This window comes from Pararhizobium sp. IMCC3301, from assembly GCF_030758315.1.
In the GTDB taxonomy this organism is placed as follows: Bacteria; Pseudomonadota; Alphaproteobacteria; order Rhizobiales.
The window spans coordinates 137,282-152,075 of sequence record NZ_CP132336.1; the positions used below are offsets into that span (position 1 = coordinate 137,282).

Genomic DNA, 14,794 nt, shown 5'->3' on the forward strand with positions numbered 1-14,794 from the left:
GATTTATGAATACCCAGACATGAAGCGATCTGAGGCGGATATGACGCCACTCAAATCCATTGCACATCAGCATTTTGCAAGCGTCGGATCGACTAATGATCTGGCGCTTGATGCCTTCCGGGAAGGGCGCAGGGAAGCACTTTGGGTTACGGCAGACGAACAATTGCTCGGAAAGGGCAGGCGCGGCCGGGACTGGGTGTCGCCGCCGGGTAATTTCTACGGATCGCTGCTGCTGGTCGATCCCGCTTCATCCGAAACTTTGCCACAAATGGCATTTGTGATTTCCCTGGCACTGCACAAGGCGCTGTCGCGCGCGCTGCCGCCAACGGTTCAGACCCGGCTGACGGTGAAATGGCCAAATGACCTGCTCTATGATCGCAAGAAAGTGGCCGGCATTCTGATGGAAGCGACGCAGCTGCAGGACCGCACCGGAATTGTCATCGGCTGCGGTGTCAATTGTGTCACCAGTCCGGATTCCATGCCTTACGCTGTGACGAATTTTGCCGCGCAAGGCCACAATATTTCGGTGCCTGTCATGTTCAAGCTGTTCAGCGCCGAAGTTGCAGCCGCACTGGCAGACTGGCAGGCCGGTGCGAATTTCGCCGCCATTCGGGCGGACTGGCTCAGCCGCGCCAGCGGAGTTGGCGAACTGATCACAGTACGGCTGAATGACAGGGAACTGACGGGACGATTTGACGGCCTTGATGAGCAGGGACGGCTCTTGCTTTCCCACCCCGAAAACGGCACAAGCGTCATTTCCGCAGGCGATGTCTTCATGTTGCCGCAGCAAAGCCGCCCGCCAGAAGGACACTAAATGAACGATCAGAATCAATTCGTATTTCTGCCATTGGGCGGGGTTGGCGAAATCGGGATGAATCTTGGACTGTACGGTTTTGGCCCGGCCGGCAGGAAGTCCTGGATTGTGGTGGATTTCGGGCTGGGTTTTGCCCGGGAGACTCAACCGGGCGTCGATCTCATTTTCCCCGATATCAGCTTTCTGGAATCCGAAAAGAAGAATGTTCTCGGCATTGTTCTGACCCATGCTCACGAAGACCATTATGGCGGCCTTGTGGATTTGTGGCACCGGGTCGGTGCGCCGGTGTATGCCACGCCGTTTACGGCGGCGATGCTGGAAGCAAAACTTGCCAGCGCGCCCTGGGCAGGAAAGATTCCGGTGACGACAATCAGTCAGAGCGAGCGCTGGTCGCTGGGACCGTTTGATCTTGAAATGGTGCCGGTTTCCCACTCTATTCCCGAGCCCAATGCGCTGGTCATCCGCACACCGCTTGGAACCGCGCTGCACACCGGGGACTGGAAGATTGATCCCACGCCCGTCGTTGGCAAAGCGATGGACGTCGATCGCATGAAGCAGATCGGCGAAGAGGGCGTGCTGGCACTGGTGTGTGATTCCACCAACGCAGTGCGCGAAGGCATCAGTCCCAGTGAGGCGGATATTGCAGCCGGGCTTTACGAGTTTATCAAGGATGCCCCGCAGCGGGTCGCGGTGACATCCTTTGCATCCAATGTGGCGCGCATGAAGACCGTTGCTGAAGTCGCGCAGCGCGCCGGGCGGGACGTCATTCTGGTCGGGCGGGCGATGCAGCGCGTTGCGACAATTTCAAGGGAACTGGGCTATTTTGACGGGCTCAAACCATTCCTCAGCGAGGACGATTTCGGCCATCTTCCGCGCGACAAGGTGCTTGTGATGTGCACCGGAAGCCAGGGCGAGGACCGGGCGGCCCTGGCTCGCATTGCAAGTGGCAGTCATCGCAACATCAAACTGGTGTCCGGCGACCGTGTGATTTTCTCATCCCGCACCATTCCGGGTAACGAAGTGCCGGTGAATACCGTCATCAACAGCTTGTGTGATCAGGGACTTGAGGTCATCACCGATCGTGACGGCCTGGTGCACGTATCCGGTCATCCCCGTCGCGGCGAATTGGTGCAGATGTATGACTGGATAAAGCCGGAAATAGCGGTACCGGTTCATGGCGAACCTTTGCACCTGTCTGCTCATGCCCGGCTTGCTGCAGAGCAGGGCGTTAAACATGTGGTCGAAATTCGCAACGGATCAATGGTGCGGCTGGCGCCGGGCAAGCCGGAAATCATTGACAACAAGCAGGCCGGACGGCTTTACAAGGACGGCAAGCTTGTAACCTCGCCGGAAACTGGTGGGGTCGATGAGCGCCGCAAACTCTCCTTTGCCGGAGTGGTGTCGGTATCGCTGGTGGTATCGCGGCAGGGCGAAATTCTGGATGAGCCGGCAGTCGATCTTTTCGGACTTCCCGATGTCGATGACAGGGGCGCTGACTTTGAGGACATCATACTCGATGCGATTGATGGCGTGCTCGACAGTATGTCGGCAAAACGGCGCAAGAATTCCGGCGCGCTGGAAGAATCAATACGCCGGGCCATTCGCGGTGAAGTGCAGAATATCTGGGGCAAGAAACCGGTCTGCCAGGTCCGGGTTCATATCGTCTGACACCGGGAACCCGACGCCATGCTGGATCGCCTCAACCACGTAGCCATTGCGGTTCCCGATCTGAACGCCGCTGTAGCGCTTTATGCCGGTACGCTGGGTGCAATTGTGTCGGAACCGATGCCGCTTGCAGAGCACGGTGTCACGGTTGTTTTCATCGAGTTGCCGAACACCAAAATCGAATTGCTGGAGCCGCTTGGCGACGCTTCTCCGATTGCGGGCTTTCTGGAGAAACACCCCTCGGGTGGCATTCACCACATCTGTTATGAAGTTGCCGATATCCTTCAGGCACGGGACAAATTGCGAGCAGATGGCATGCGTGTGCTGGGCGATGGAGAGCCCAGGACAGGGGCCCATGGAAAGCCTGTGTTATTCCTGCACCCAAAGGATTTTCAGGGCACGTTGATTGAGCTGGAGCAAGTTTGAACCATGTCATTTTTAAGCGGTGTTGCTATTTATTTCATCATCTGGTGGCTGGTGCTGTTCGTCACTCTGCCTTTCGGTGTGCGCGCCCAGAATGAAGCCGAGGACATGGCCCTCGGGACTGATCGAGGTGCCCCGATCAGCGCCGGCATTGGCAGAAAGGCGATCGCGACCACCATCCTATCGCTGCTGATATTCGCAACATTTTATTTTCTGCGCGAGGTTTTGGAAATAGGATTGGACGATATTCCGTTTCTGCCCACCTACTGATTGCGCAGGCTCGACATTGGCAAAACCTGCTTTATGGAAATCACGCATATGCCGGCTGGCAAGCGAAAAAAAAGAGCGGAGGCAAAGCCTCCGCTCTCTCATTTTCCGCGTTCCTGTTTCCAATTCGAATTGAAGTCAAATGTATCGTTTCGAATCTGCGCTGGCAAAACCGCGCAATGGAAACACTCCCTCCCAAGACTAAGACCGCGAAAGAAGGCAGCTTGTCGCCACCTTCAAATTTAAACCTAACGCCGAAATTTGGTTTTGTCACCATATTGTGATGATCCGGGTGCTTTTTTTACTGAAACGGGTTCTGGACGACATCTCTGGGATCATGTTTGCCGTTGCGAACAAAACACTTGTGTTTTTGCCAGCCATACGGTTTCTCTGATTTACATCCCAGGTTTGTTGTAATCGGAATCCAAATGCGTCTCTCCCGCTATTTTCTACCCATCCTCAAGGAAACCCCAAAAGAAGCTGAAATCATCTCTCATCGCCTGATGCTGCGTGCGGGAATGATACGGCAGCAATCTGCCGGTATCTATTCCTGGCTGCCATTCGGGCAGGCAGTCCTGAAAAATGTCGAGGCGATTGTCCGAGAGGAACAGAATCGTGCTGGTGCTGTGGAATTGCTGATGCCGACAATTCAGCCTGCTGATCTGTGGCGCGAAAGCGGACGCTATGATGATTACGGTAAGGAAATGCTGCGGATTGCCGACCGCCATGAACGCGACATGCTGTATGGTCCCACCAATGAGGAAATGGTCACCGACATCTTTCGCGGATCGGTCAAGTCCTACAAGGATTTGCCGCTGAATCTGTACCACATTCAGTGGAAGTTCCGCGATGAGGTGCGCCCGCGTTTCGGTATCATGCGGGGTCGTGAATTCCTGATGAAGGATGCCTATTCGTTTGATCTGAATAAGGAAGAGGCCCGCAAATCCTACAATCGGATGTTTGTCGCCTATTTGCGGACCTATCAGCGGCTTGGTTTGACAGCCATTCCCATGAAAGCGGATTCCGGGCCGATCGGTGGCGACATGACCCACGAATTCATCGTGCTGGCTGACACTGGCGAGAGTGAGGTGTTCTGTCATCGCGATTTTCTCGACCTGCCGGTGCCCGACGAGACAGTTGATTTCGATGGCGACCTGTCTCCCTGGGTGGATAAGTATACCGCCCAATATGCCGCTACCGAAGAGATGCATGACGAAGCAGCCTTCGCCAGGATTCCCGAAGCGGACAGGGTGTCTGCCAGAGGCATTGAGGTTGGCCACATATTCTATTTCGGCACCAAATATTCCGAACCGATGAATGCGCGTGTTGCCGGGCCTGATGGCGTGGACGTGCCGGTTCATATGGGGTCCTACGGGATTGGCGTTTCACGGCTGATGGGCGCCATCATCGAAGCCAGTCACGATGAGAATGGCATCATCTGGCCACAATCCGTTGCTCCATTTCAGGTCGGTCTGATCAGCCTGAAGACCGGGCACGAGGCCACCGATTCGGCCTGTGAGGATCTCTATGACCGCCTTAATAAGGCCGGAATCTCTGTGCTTTACGATGATCGTGACATGCGCGCGGGCGGCAAATTTGCATCCATGGATCTGATCGGTCTGCCCTGGCAGTTGATTGTCGGGCCGAAAGGTGTAGAGAGCGGGGAAATAGAGCTGAAAAACCGCCGCACCGGCGAGCGTGAAAGCCTGACCCCGGATGCAGCATTCAACAGGCTGCAGGCTGCGCTGGCCTGATCATTCGCCCGACAGAGAGATTCTATGACAGACCTGGCTCCAGATTTGACGGACGCGCCCAACGGCACCAAGCCGTTTTCACGGTTCGAATGGATGTTGGCCGGGCGTTATCTGCGCTCCCGGCGCAAGGAAGCATCCATATCGGCAATAGCCGGGTTTTCCTTTGCCGGTATCATGTTGGGTGTCGCTGCGCTGATTATCGTGATGGCGGTGATGAACGGATTTCGAACTGAATTGCTCGGCAAGATTCTGGGTATTAACGGCCACATGATCCTCGAGCCGATTGATGGCCCGCTGAATGATTTCGATGCGGTGTCGGAAAGAGTGTCGAAGCTTGAACAGGTCCGGGCCGCCATTCCCGTTGTCGAAGGGCAGGTGCTGGCGTCCGGACGGGAAACCAGCAGCGGCGTGCTTGTGCGCGGTGTGCGCGAGGCGGATTTTGCGAAAATGCCTGCGGTCATCGACAATGTGCTGCAAGGCACGCTTCAGGGCTTTGACGAAGCAGGTGGTCTCGCTGTCGGATCACGTCTTGCCGCCGGTCTCGGCCTGCAATTGGGCGACCGCATGACGCTGGTTTCGCCGCGTGGGGCGGTAACACCGATGGGCGTCGCACCGCGGGTCAAAGCCTATCCGATCACAGCCATATTTCAGCTTGGCATGTCTGAATATGATGCCACTTTCGTCTTCATGCCACAGGTCGAAGCGCAACTCTATTTCAACAAGGACGATGCGGTCTCCTTTATCGAGGTCTATCTACAGGACCCCGATAGTGTAGGCCTGCTGCGCGGCCCGGTCATGGAAGCCGCTGAGCGGCCGATTTTCATCACCGACTGGCAACAGCGCAACGCCACTTTCTTTTCCGCACTGGAGGTCGAACGCAATGTGATGTTCATCATCCTCACTCTGATTGTACTCGTCGCGGCGCTCAATATTATTTCCGGTCTCATCATGCTGGTGAAAGACAAGGGCAGGGACATCGCCGTTCTGCGCACCATGGGCGCAACACGCGGTGCTATCATGCGGATATTTTTCATCACCGGCGCGAGCATCGGCATGCTTGGCACACTCGCCGGTTTTGTGCTCGGAACCGTGGTTTGCCTGAACATCGAGAATATCCGTCAGTTTCTGTCGCGTCTGACGGAAACTGAACTGTTTTCTCCGGAACTGTATTTTCTCAGCCGCCTGCCTGCTGATATGGATCCCTCGGAGGTCGCTTCAGTGGTGATCATGGCTCTTGTTCTGTCATTTTTGGCAACGCTTTATCCGGCTTGGCGTGCGGCCCGTCTCGATCCTGTGGATGCCTTGCGTTATGAATAAAGAAGCCGGCCAGCAGCCGACCATGCAACTCATTGGTATTGAGAAAACCTACGGTCAGGGCGATTCCACCCTGACAGTATTGAAGGATGCCGATCTGACATTAAAGTCAGGGGAAATGGTTGCCCTGGTGGCACCGTCGGGCACCGGCAAATCGACATTGCTTCATATTGCCGGTCTGCTGGAAAAGCCGACCAGTGGCGAAGTCTATGTTGGGGGAGCTGCCTGCCACAAGCTGGATGACAAAGCGCTGACCGGAATGCGGCGCACGGAAATCGGCATCGTCTACCAGTTCCATCATCTGTTGCCGGAGTTCACCGCAATTGAGAACATTGCCATGCCGCAGTTGATCCGTGGCTTTAACAAGTCCGAGGCCAGCAAACGTGCTCAGGTTCTGCTGGAATATCTCCACATCGACCACCGAGGCAGCCATCGGCCCGCCGAATTGTCCGGCGGCGAACAGCAACGTGTGGCGATAGCCCGAGCGGTCGCCAACAGCCCGAAAATTCTGCTGGCCGATGAGCCGACCGGGAATCTCGACCCCAAAACCTCGGATTATGTGTTTGATGCTTTGTCGCAACTGGTCAAGGCGTCGGGATTGTCGGCTCTGGTGGCGACCCATAATCTCGATCTTGCGTCCCGGATGGACCGGATGATCACCATACGCGACCAGCACATAGCGCCTCTTTAGGGTCTTGTTTACCGTGTTTGTTCTATTTATGTTCTCATTGTTGCGGTGAGAACAAAAATAGAACATTATAGGATCTCACATTCAGAGGAGATCAAAAAATGTATTTTCCCGTCAGAGACATAACAGCCTTTCTCACCTTGATCATGTTTTCAGTTCTGGTGACCTTTTTGAGCGACTGGGCAGTTCTTTCCGGTTTTTGAGGGGTCGATTGAAACACGGAGCGGGCGCAGCTGCTGATGGCTGTATACAAATGTGGAAAGCCGGCCTTCACGCTGGACCGGCTGCCGGCCAGCAGCGATAATAGGCCCAGAACAGGTTTCCAACCGCGAGTCGCTGCATGTCCGATCCGGGCTTTATCCATCTCAGAGTTCACTCGGCTTACTCCCTTCTGGAAGGGGCGTTGCAGATTAAAAAAGTTCTGGATCTGACCCGAGCAGACGAGATGCCTGCAGTCGGGATCGCCGATACGGGCAATCTGTTCGGAGCGCTTGAATTTTCAGACAAGGCACAGTCAAAGGGCATCCAGCCAATCATCGGCTGTCAGATGACGGTGGATTTCGATGATTTCGAAGCGGACCCCCGTGCCCGGGACAGCCGCAATCGACAGGATGCCGGATTTGGCAATGTCGTCTTGCTGGCCATGACAGAGGCCGGTTTTCTGAACTTGTCAAAGCTGGTCAGCCGAAGTTTTCTGGAGACCGATGCTTCAACCCGGTCTCACAGCCATGTCTCACTTCTGCAGGAACTCAGCGCAGGGCTGATATGCCTGTCCGGCGGGCTGGAAGGTGCGGTTGATCAACTGATTGTTGCCAGGGATGAGGGCCGGGCCAAGAGTCGGTTGCAGACCCTGAGTGGTATCTTCGGCGATCGGTTCTACATTGAACTTCAGCGCCATGAGCATCCCAATGAACGCCACACGGAGCGCTTTCTGGTGGACTATGCCTATGAGCAGTCGATCCCGCTGGTGGCCACAAATGAAGTCTTCTTCCCCGAACAGAGCGACTTTGATGCCCATGATGCGTTGATTTCCATCGCTGAGGGCCGGATGGTGGCGGAAGATGACCGCCGCAAACTGACGCCCCAGCATTATTTCAAAAATCGTCGCCAGATGGCTGACATATTTTCTGATTTGCCCGAAGCGCTGGAAAACACCGTGGAAATTGCGAAAAGGTGTCAGTTCAGGCCGGACAAGCACGATCCCATTTTGCCGAATTTTACCGGCGATGGGGAGGGCCCGGCCGGCAGTGTTGAAGACACGGCAGACTTGCTGGAAAGAGAAGCCGGTGAATTGCGCCAGCAGGCACAATTTGGGCTGGAACAACGGCTGGCACAATTGGGTCTTGCACCGGGCGTCGACCGGGAAACTTACGACAAACGGCTTGCCTTTGAGCTGGACGTGATTGTCGGCATGAAATATCCCGGCTATTTCCTCATCGTGGCCGATTTCATCAAATGGGCCAAGCAGAATGACGTGCCGGTTGGCCCCGGTCGCGGTTCCGGTGCCGGGTCGCTGGTGGCCTGGTCTCTCACCATCACCGATATTGATCCGCTGCGCTTCTCCCTGCTGTTTGAACGATTTCTCAATCCCGACCGTGTGTCGATGCCGGATTTTGACATCGACTTTTGTCAGGAAAAGCGTGACCGCGTGATCCGCTACGTCCAGAAGCGCTACGGCGCGGCCCAGGTTGCGCAGATCATCACATTTGGAACCCTGCAGGCGCGGGCGGTTCTGCGCGATGTCGGGCGTGTTTTGCAAATGCCCTATGGCCAGGTCGACCGGCTCTGCAAGATGGTGCCTTCAACTCCGGCCAATCCGATGACTCTGCAGGAAGCTATCGACACCGAGCCACGCCTGAAGGAAGCCGCGCAAGAAGAGGAAGTTGTGGCACGGCTGTTTTCCATCGCCACGCGGCTGGAAGGGCTTTACCGTCACGCTTCAACCCATGCAGCGGGCATCGTAATCGGAGACCGTCCACTGGAGCAACTGGTGCCGCTGTATCGCGATCCTCGGTCCGACATGCCGGTCACTCAATATAATATGAAATGGGTCGAGCAGGCCGGTCTGGTCAAATTTGACTTTCTCGGCCTGAAAACTCTGACAATTCTGGAACGCGCTCTTGGGCTGATCAGACGCCGCGGCATCGACATCGACCTCAGCACTGTTCCGCTGGAAAACAGCAAGACATATGACATGCTGTCGCGCGGCGAGACTGCCGGCGTGTTCCAGCTGGAAAGCCAGGGGATGCGACGGGCGCTGGCAGGCATGAAGCCCGACAGGTTCGAAGATATCATTGCGCTTGTGGCACTGTACCGGCCCGGACCGATGGATAATATTCCAACCTATAACCGGCGCAAACACGGGCTCGAAGAGCCGGACTACATGCATCCCTCGCTGGAAGAGATTCTGAAAGAGACGCATGGCGTGATCATCTATCAGGAACAGGTGATGCAGATCGCCCAGGAACTGTCGGGTTATTCTCTGGGCGAGGCGGATTTGCTGCGCCGCGCAATGGGCAAGAAGATCAAGGCGGAAATGGACGTTCAGCGTGAGCGTTTCGTCAATGGTGCTGTCGAGCGTCAGATCAACAAAGCTCAGGCCAATACGATTTTCGATCTGGTTGCCCGTTTTGCCGATTACGGGTTCAACAAGTCGCACGCTGCAGCCTATGCGCTTGTGGCCTATCACACGGCCTATCTGAAGGCGAATTATCCGGTCGAGTTCCTCGCCGCAACCATGACCCTTGATATGGCAAACACCGATAAATTGTCGGATTTCCGCCAGGAGGCAGTCCGCATGGGCGTTGCTATTCTGCCGCCCAGCGTGGCCAGATCCTGCTACGAGTTTGAAGTGGCCGACGGGCAGATCATCTATGCACTGGGTGCGCTGAAAGGGGTCGGGCGCAATGTCATTGACGAGATCGTCAAGACCCGGGAGGAAAGGCCGTTTGACGATTTGTCGGATTTTGCCGAACGCGTGGATGCAAAAGTTCTCAACAAGCGAACCCTTGACGCGCTGGTCTGCTCGGGTGCGTTTGATATCTTTGTCGATAACCGCGCCCAGCTTGATGCCGGGCTGGACCGGGTCATGGCTCATTCCCAGCGGATCAGTGAAAATGCCCGCATCGGCCAGGATGAATTGTTTGGCGGTGCGGGGCTGCAGAAAGAAAAGATCATTCTGCCTGAAGCCCGGCCGTGGAAAACCGCTGACAGGCTGATCCGTGAGCACAAGGCGATTGGATTATATCTGACAGCGCACCCGCTGGATGAATACAAATCCGTGCTGGAGAAAATGGAAATCCCGCGCTGGGAGGATTTTCAGACTCTGGCCCGCAAGGGCAAAAGCGCCGGCAAGCTGGCCGCAACCATCATTTCCAAACAGGAACGGAAAACACGCAATGGCAACCGAATGGGGATTCTGGTTCTGTCGGACCCGTCCGGGCAGTTCGAGGCGACACTTTATTCGGAGAAACTGACGGAGTTTCGCGAGCGTCTGGAGCTTGGCCATTCTTTCATTTTTACCATAGGAGCCGATCTGGACGACGAAACCGATGAAGTGCGCGTACGCATTCAATCCCTGGCGCCGCTGGAAGAGATTGCCGAACACGGCTTTTCCAAAATGCAGATTTTCGCCAGTGATCTGCAACCTTTGAATTCTATTGCCCGGCGGATCGGCGGCTCACCGGGAAATCCTGCGGCGCCGTCAACCGGGCGTACCCGCAACAGCGGTGGAACCGTGTCACTGGTATTGATGCTGGATGGCGGACGCCGGGATGTGGTCATTGAACTGGACGGCAGTTTCAAACTGTCTCCGGAAATTGCCGGCTCGGTGAAGTCCATCGACGGCGTGGTGGATGTCACTCTGAATTAAGCCGGCCAGGTCTCATTCGTCGTGATGCGAAAAGCCTGAGTTTGGCCAAACACACACTTACAGACAAAAGCCAGTTGCAATGCAGCGAGCTTGGGGCTATGTACCGCGCCATCACACACGGAAAGCTGGTTTGGTTTCTGCCAACCCGTCCGGTCGCGTTGAATTCGCTCATTTCAATTGAACAGGGCAAAACATCGTGGACTGCTTTCCGGAGGACAAACCGGTAAAGGAGAAACAGAGTCATGGCTCTGCCCGATTTTTCTATGCGCCAATTGCTTGAAGCAGGCGTTCACTTTGGTCACCAAACACACCGCTGGAACCCCAAGATGGATAAATTCATCTTCGGCGCCCGCAACAATGTTCATATTCTCGATCTGGCTCAGACTGTGCCAATGCTGTATCAGGCTTTGCAGGCCGTCAGCGATACCGTCGCCAAAGGTGGCCGGGTGCTGATCGTTGGCACCAAACGTCAGGCGACAGATCATGTTGCCGACGCTTCGCGCCGTTCAGCACAATATTATGTCAACGCACGCTGGCTTGGCGGAATGCTGACAAACTGGCAGACAATGTCGAATTCCATCAAGCGCTTGCGCACGGTTGAAGAGACGCTGTCTGAAGGCGCCCAGGGCCTGACCAAAAAGGAACGGCTGTCGCTGACCCGTGAGCGGGACAAGCTGGAACGCGCGCTCGGTGGTATCAAGGACATGGGTGGCATACCGAACCTGCTGTTCGTGATCGACACCAACAAGGAAGCCATTGCCCTGCAGGAAGCCCGCCGGCTGAATATTCCGATAGCGGCGATTATTGACAGCAACAGCAATCCCGATGGCATTGATTTTCCGGTTCCCGGAAATGATGACGCCGGTCGCGCCATCAGCCTTTATTGCGATTTGATCGCACGGGCAGCCATTGATGGTCTGTCTCGTGGTCAGACTGATATGGGCATTGATCTGGGGGCTTCAGAAGAAGTTCCTGTTGAACTTGCTCTGAGCGAGCCGGCCGAAGCGCCAGCACCTGCTGAAGCTGTAGCGAAAGCACCGGTTGAAGTTTCAACGGAAGCACCTGCAGAACCAACAGCCGACGCTGCCGCTGATCAGGCGCCTGCTACAAAAGCAGCCACTCCTGCCAAAGAAGCAGCCACTCCTGCCAAAGAAGCAGCCGCTCCTGCCAAAGAAGCAGCCACTCCTGCCAAAGAAGCAGCCGCTCCTGCCGAAGAAGCAGATACAAATGCAGAACCTGTTGCACTTTTCGAGGCTCCGGAAGGTGAACCCGATGATCTGAAACAGATTTCCGGTGTGGGTCCCGTTCTGGAAACGAAACTGCACGAACTTGGTATCCGTAAATTCTCTCAGATCGCCAACTTCTCCCCTGATGACATCATCAAGGTTGATGATGCGCTGGCATTCAAAGGCCGCATTGATCGCGACAATTGGGTGGAACAGGCAACGACCCTGTCTTCCCAGTAACATTTGAGTCTCACCAGGATCTGCCGGGTGCCATGCGTTGACTTCGCACCCGGCAGACATCATCTGATGAATTGAAAACACCAATCGCACACCCGCCGTCGGTCCCTCCGGCGGCGTTCGATTTAGAAAAGGTATGTAAAATGGCGATAACAGCTGCAATGGTCAAAGAACTGCGCCAGTCAACTGGCGCTGGCATGATGGACTGCAAGAACGCGCTTCAGGAAAATGACGGCGATATTGATGCTGCAATCGACTGGTTGCGCAAGAAGGGCTTGTCGAAAGCAGCCAAGAAATCATCTCGCGTTGCTGCTGAAGGTCTGGTTGCCGTATCCGTCGATGGAAACGAAGCTGCAATTATCGAAATAAATTCGGAGACGGATTTTGTTGCCCGGAATGATCAGTTCCAGCACCTCGTTCGCGATGTGGCTTCCAATGCGCTGAAGTCTGATGGTTCGGTGGCGAGCATTCTGGCGTCCACCTCCGGTGTCAGCGGCAAATCCGTAGAAACGACCCTTACCGATGCGGTTGCCAAAATTGGCGAGAACATGAATTTGCGCCGCGCTGCAAAGCTCTCTGTTTCTCAGGGTGTCGTGGCCAGCTATGTGCACAATTCAGTGGCACCGAATCTGGGTAAGATCGGCGTGCTTGTCGGAATGGAATCGGCTGGTGATGTCGAAAAAATCACAGCGCTCGGCAAGCAGATCGCTATGCATATTGCTGCCTCCAACCCGCTGGCTCTGGGTCCTGATGAACTCGACCCGACCGTTGTTGAGCGCGAGCGCAATGTTCTGATTGACCAGGCAAAGGCGTCTGGCAAGCCGGACAACGTTGTTGAGAAAATGGTTGAAGGCCGGATTCGCAAATTCTACGAAGAAGTGACTTTGCTGAAACAGACCTTCGTTATTGACCCTGATGTCACTGTAGAGGGCGCTTTGGAGCGGCTTTCCAAGGAAATCGGCAGCGCTGTCAAGATCTCGGCCTTTATTTTCTTCAAAGTCGGTGATGGCATCGAAAAGGAAGAATCCGATTTCGCGGCGGAAGTTGCCGCGGCAGTCAAGGGCTGACGCATAAAACCAAAGCCTTCTGGCGCAAAATTGAAGGGCGTCCGTGACAAGCGGCCGCCCTTCGTGTATCCGACGCATGATCTGCGTGATTCACTGTATTCTGAAAGTCCCAATCCATGGCGCTGCCTTATCGCAGAATTTTGCTGAAACTGTCCGGCGAAGCTCTGATGGGCGACTTGGCCTTTGGCATAGACAATGCGGTCGTGGGACGCATTGCAGACGAAATTGCGCAAGTTGCAAATCTGGGCATTGAGATCGGCGTGGTTGTCGGAGGCGGCAATATATTTCGCGGCGTTTCACTGGCCGCCAAAGGTGCCGACCGGGTCACCGGCGATCAGATGGGCATGCTTGCCACTGTCATGAATGCACTGGCGCTGGAAGGGGCAATCAACAACACCGGTTGCAATGCCAGGGTCATGTCAGCAGTCGGCATGCCGACAATCTGCGAGACATTCACTCATAGAAAAGCCCTCAAGCATCTGGAAAAAGATCGCGTGCTGATCTTTGCCGGTGGAACAGGCAATCCGTTTTTTACCACTGACAGCGGGGCTGCGCTGCGCGCCGTGGAAATGCAGTGCGATGCATTGTTGAAGGCCACCCAGGTGGATGGTATCTATTCTGCCGATCCAAAAACCCATCCCGATGCAGTTCGCTTTGACTCGATCAGTTATCAAGAGGTTCTGGAACGCGGCCTGCAGGTTATGGATACGGCGGCAGTCGCCCTTGCCAGGGACAATAACATACCGGTTGTTGTATTCTCGATTCACAAGCCGGGCGGTCTGGTCGAAGTCGCGCAGGGCAAAGGCACGGCAACCACTGTTTCGGTATCCTGACCGGACAAGATCGCTGCCTGCAGCAACATACTGGGAGAAGAAAAATGGACGAACAAGCACCTATCGATTTTGATGATGTATCGCGTCGGATGGATAGAGCCATTACAGCGTTGTCGTCTGATCTGGGCGGATTGCGCACGGGCAGGGCGTCTGCCAGCCTTCTTGATCCCATCCATGTCGAGGCCTATGGCTCGCGGATGCCGCTCAATCAGGTCGCGACCGTATCAGTACCCGAAGCCCGCATGATCAGCGTACAGGTCTGGGATGGCAGTATGGCTTCAGCGGTTGAAAAGGCGATTCGGGAGTCGGATCTTGGTCTCAATCCGGTGATTGAGGGAAATTTGTTCCGCATTCCAATTCCGGAACTGAATGAAGAGCGGCGCCAGGAAATGGTGAAAGTGGCCCATAAATACGCTGAGAAAACCCGCATTGCTGTGCGCCACATTCGACGCGACGTAATGGATCAGTTGAAAAAGGCTGAAAAGGCCAGCGACATCAGCCAGGACGATGCCAGAACTCTGTCCGATCAGGTCCAGAAATTGACGGACGAGGCGATCAAGAATGTGGATGACACTCTCAGCAGCAAGGAAGCGGAGATTATGCAGGTCTAGGCCGGCCACACCACCGTCCGCCCT

Annotated in this window: 13 protein-coding genes; 12 read left to right on the forward strand and 1 reads right to left on the reverse strand. The window is 55.3% G+C overall.

The features are described 5' to 3' along the window. Positions 1–19 precede the first annotated feature (19 nt). The 7 genes from RAL88_RS00650 to RAL88_RS00680 all read left to right on the forward strand — a co-directional run bounded on the left by RAL88_RS00650 (position 20) and on the right by RAL88_RS00680 (position 6,928). The gene (locus tag RAL88_RS00650) at positions 20–814 is read left to right on the forward strand and encodes a biotin--[acetyl-CoA-carboxylase] ligase (protein ID WP_306266530.1); all 795 of its coding nucleotides are present in this window, start codon (positions 20–22) and stop codon (positions 812–814) included. Next, positions 815–2,482 (forward strand): ribonuclease J, encoded by a 1,668-nt coding sequence (locus tag RAL88_RS00655; protein ID WP_306266532.1) that lies wholly within the window; start codon positions 815–817, stop codon positions 2,480–2,482. Between the two features lie 18 nt (positions 2,483–2,500). Next, positions 2,501–2,905, forward strand: a complete 405-nt coding sequence (mce, locus tag RAL88_RS00660) for a methylmalonyl-CoA epimerase (RefSeq protein WP_306266533.1) — start codon at positions 2,501–2,503, stop codon at positions 2,903–2,905. Between the two features lie 3 nt (positions 2,906–2,908). Further along, positions 2,909–3,172: a DUF1467 family protein gene (locus tag RAL88_RS00665; protein WP_306266534.1), complete on the forward strand. Its 264-nt coding sequence runs from the start codon at positions 2,909–2,911 to the stop codon at positions 3,170–3,172. Between the two features lie 425 nt (positions 3,173–3,597). Next, positions 3,598–4,923, forward strand: coding sequence for a proline--tRNA ligase (gene proS / locus RAL88_RS00670; RefSeq protein ID WP_306266535.1), 1,326 nt, complete (start codon positions 3,598–3,600; stop codon positions 4,921–4,923). Between the two features lie 24 nt (positions 4,924–4,947). Beyond that, on the forward strand, positions 4,948–6,240 hold the full coding sequence (locus tag RAL88_RS00675; protein ID WP_306266537.1) for a lipoprotein-releasing ABC transporter permease subunit: 1,293 nt from the start codon (positions 4,948–4,950) through the stop codon (positions 6,238–6,240). After that, a complete protein-coding gene (locus tag RAL88_RS00680) occupies positions 6,233–6,928 on the forward strand; it encodes an ABC transporter ATP-binding protein (protein WP_306266539.1) in 696 nt (231 codons plus the stop codon). Before RAL88_RS00675 ends, RAL88_RS00680 begins: the two co-directional genes overlap by 8 nt. Before the next feature lie 91 nt (positions 6,929–7,019). On the opposite strand, the gene RAL88_RS00685 is transcribed toward RAL88_RS00680, so the two are convergent. Then, the gene (locus RAL88_RS00685; RefSeq protein ID WP_306269804.1) at positions 7,020–7,289 is read right to left on the reverse strand and encodes a hypothetical protein; all 270 of its coding nucleotides are present in this window, start codon (positions 7,287–7,289) and stop codon (positions 7,020–7,022) included. On the opposite strand from RAL88_RS00685, the gene dnaE reads away from it, so the two are divergent. From dnaE to frr, 5 genes are all read left to right on the forward strand, one after another. Beyond that, positions 7,266–10,796, forward strand: coding sequence for a DNA polymerase III subunit alpha (gene dnaE, locus RAL88_RS00690; RefSeq protein WP_306266541.1), 3,531 nt, complete (start codon positions 7,266–7,268; stop codon positions 10,794–10,796). The genes RAL88_RS00685 and dnaE overlap by 24 nt on opposite strands. 242 nt (positions 10,797–11,038) lie before the next feature. Then, a complete protein-coding gene (locus RAL88_RS00695) occupies positions 11,039–12,262 on the forward strand; it encodes a 30S ribosomal protein S2 (protein WP_306266543.1) in 1,224 nt (407 codons plus the stop codon). Between the two features lie 140 nt (positions 12,263–12,402). Further along, entirely contained in the window at positions 12,403–13,326 is a 924-nt protein-coding gene (gene tsf / locus RAL88_RS00700) for a translation elongation factor Ts (RefSeq protein ID WP_306266547.1), read from the forward strand. Between the two features lie 116 nt (positions 13,327–13,442). Then, the gene (gene pyrH / locus RAL88_RS00705) at positions 13,443–14,159 is read left to right on the forward strand and encodes a UMP kinase (protein WP_306266549.1); all 717 of its coding nucleotides are present in this window, start codon (positions 13,443–13,445) and stop codon (positions 14,157–14,159) included. Between the two features lie 44 nt (positions 14,160–14,203). Then, positions 14,204–14,770, forward strand: a complete 567-nt coding sequence (gene frr / locus RAL88_RS00710; protein ID WP_306266551.1) for a ribosome recycling factor — start codon at positions 14,204–14,206, stop codon at positions 14,768–14,770. The last annotated feature ends 24 nt before the right edge of the window (positions 14,771–14,794 follow it).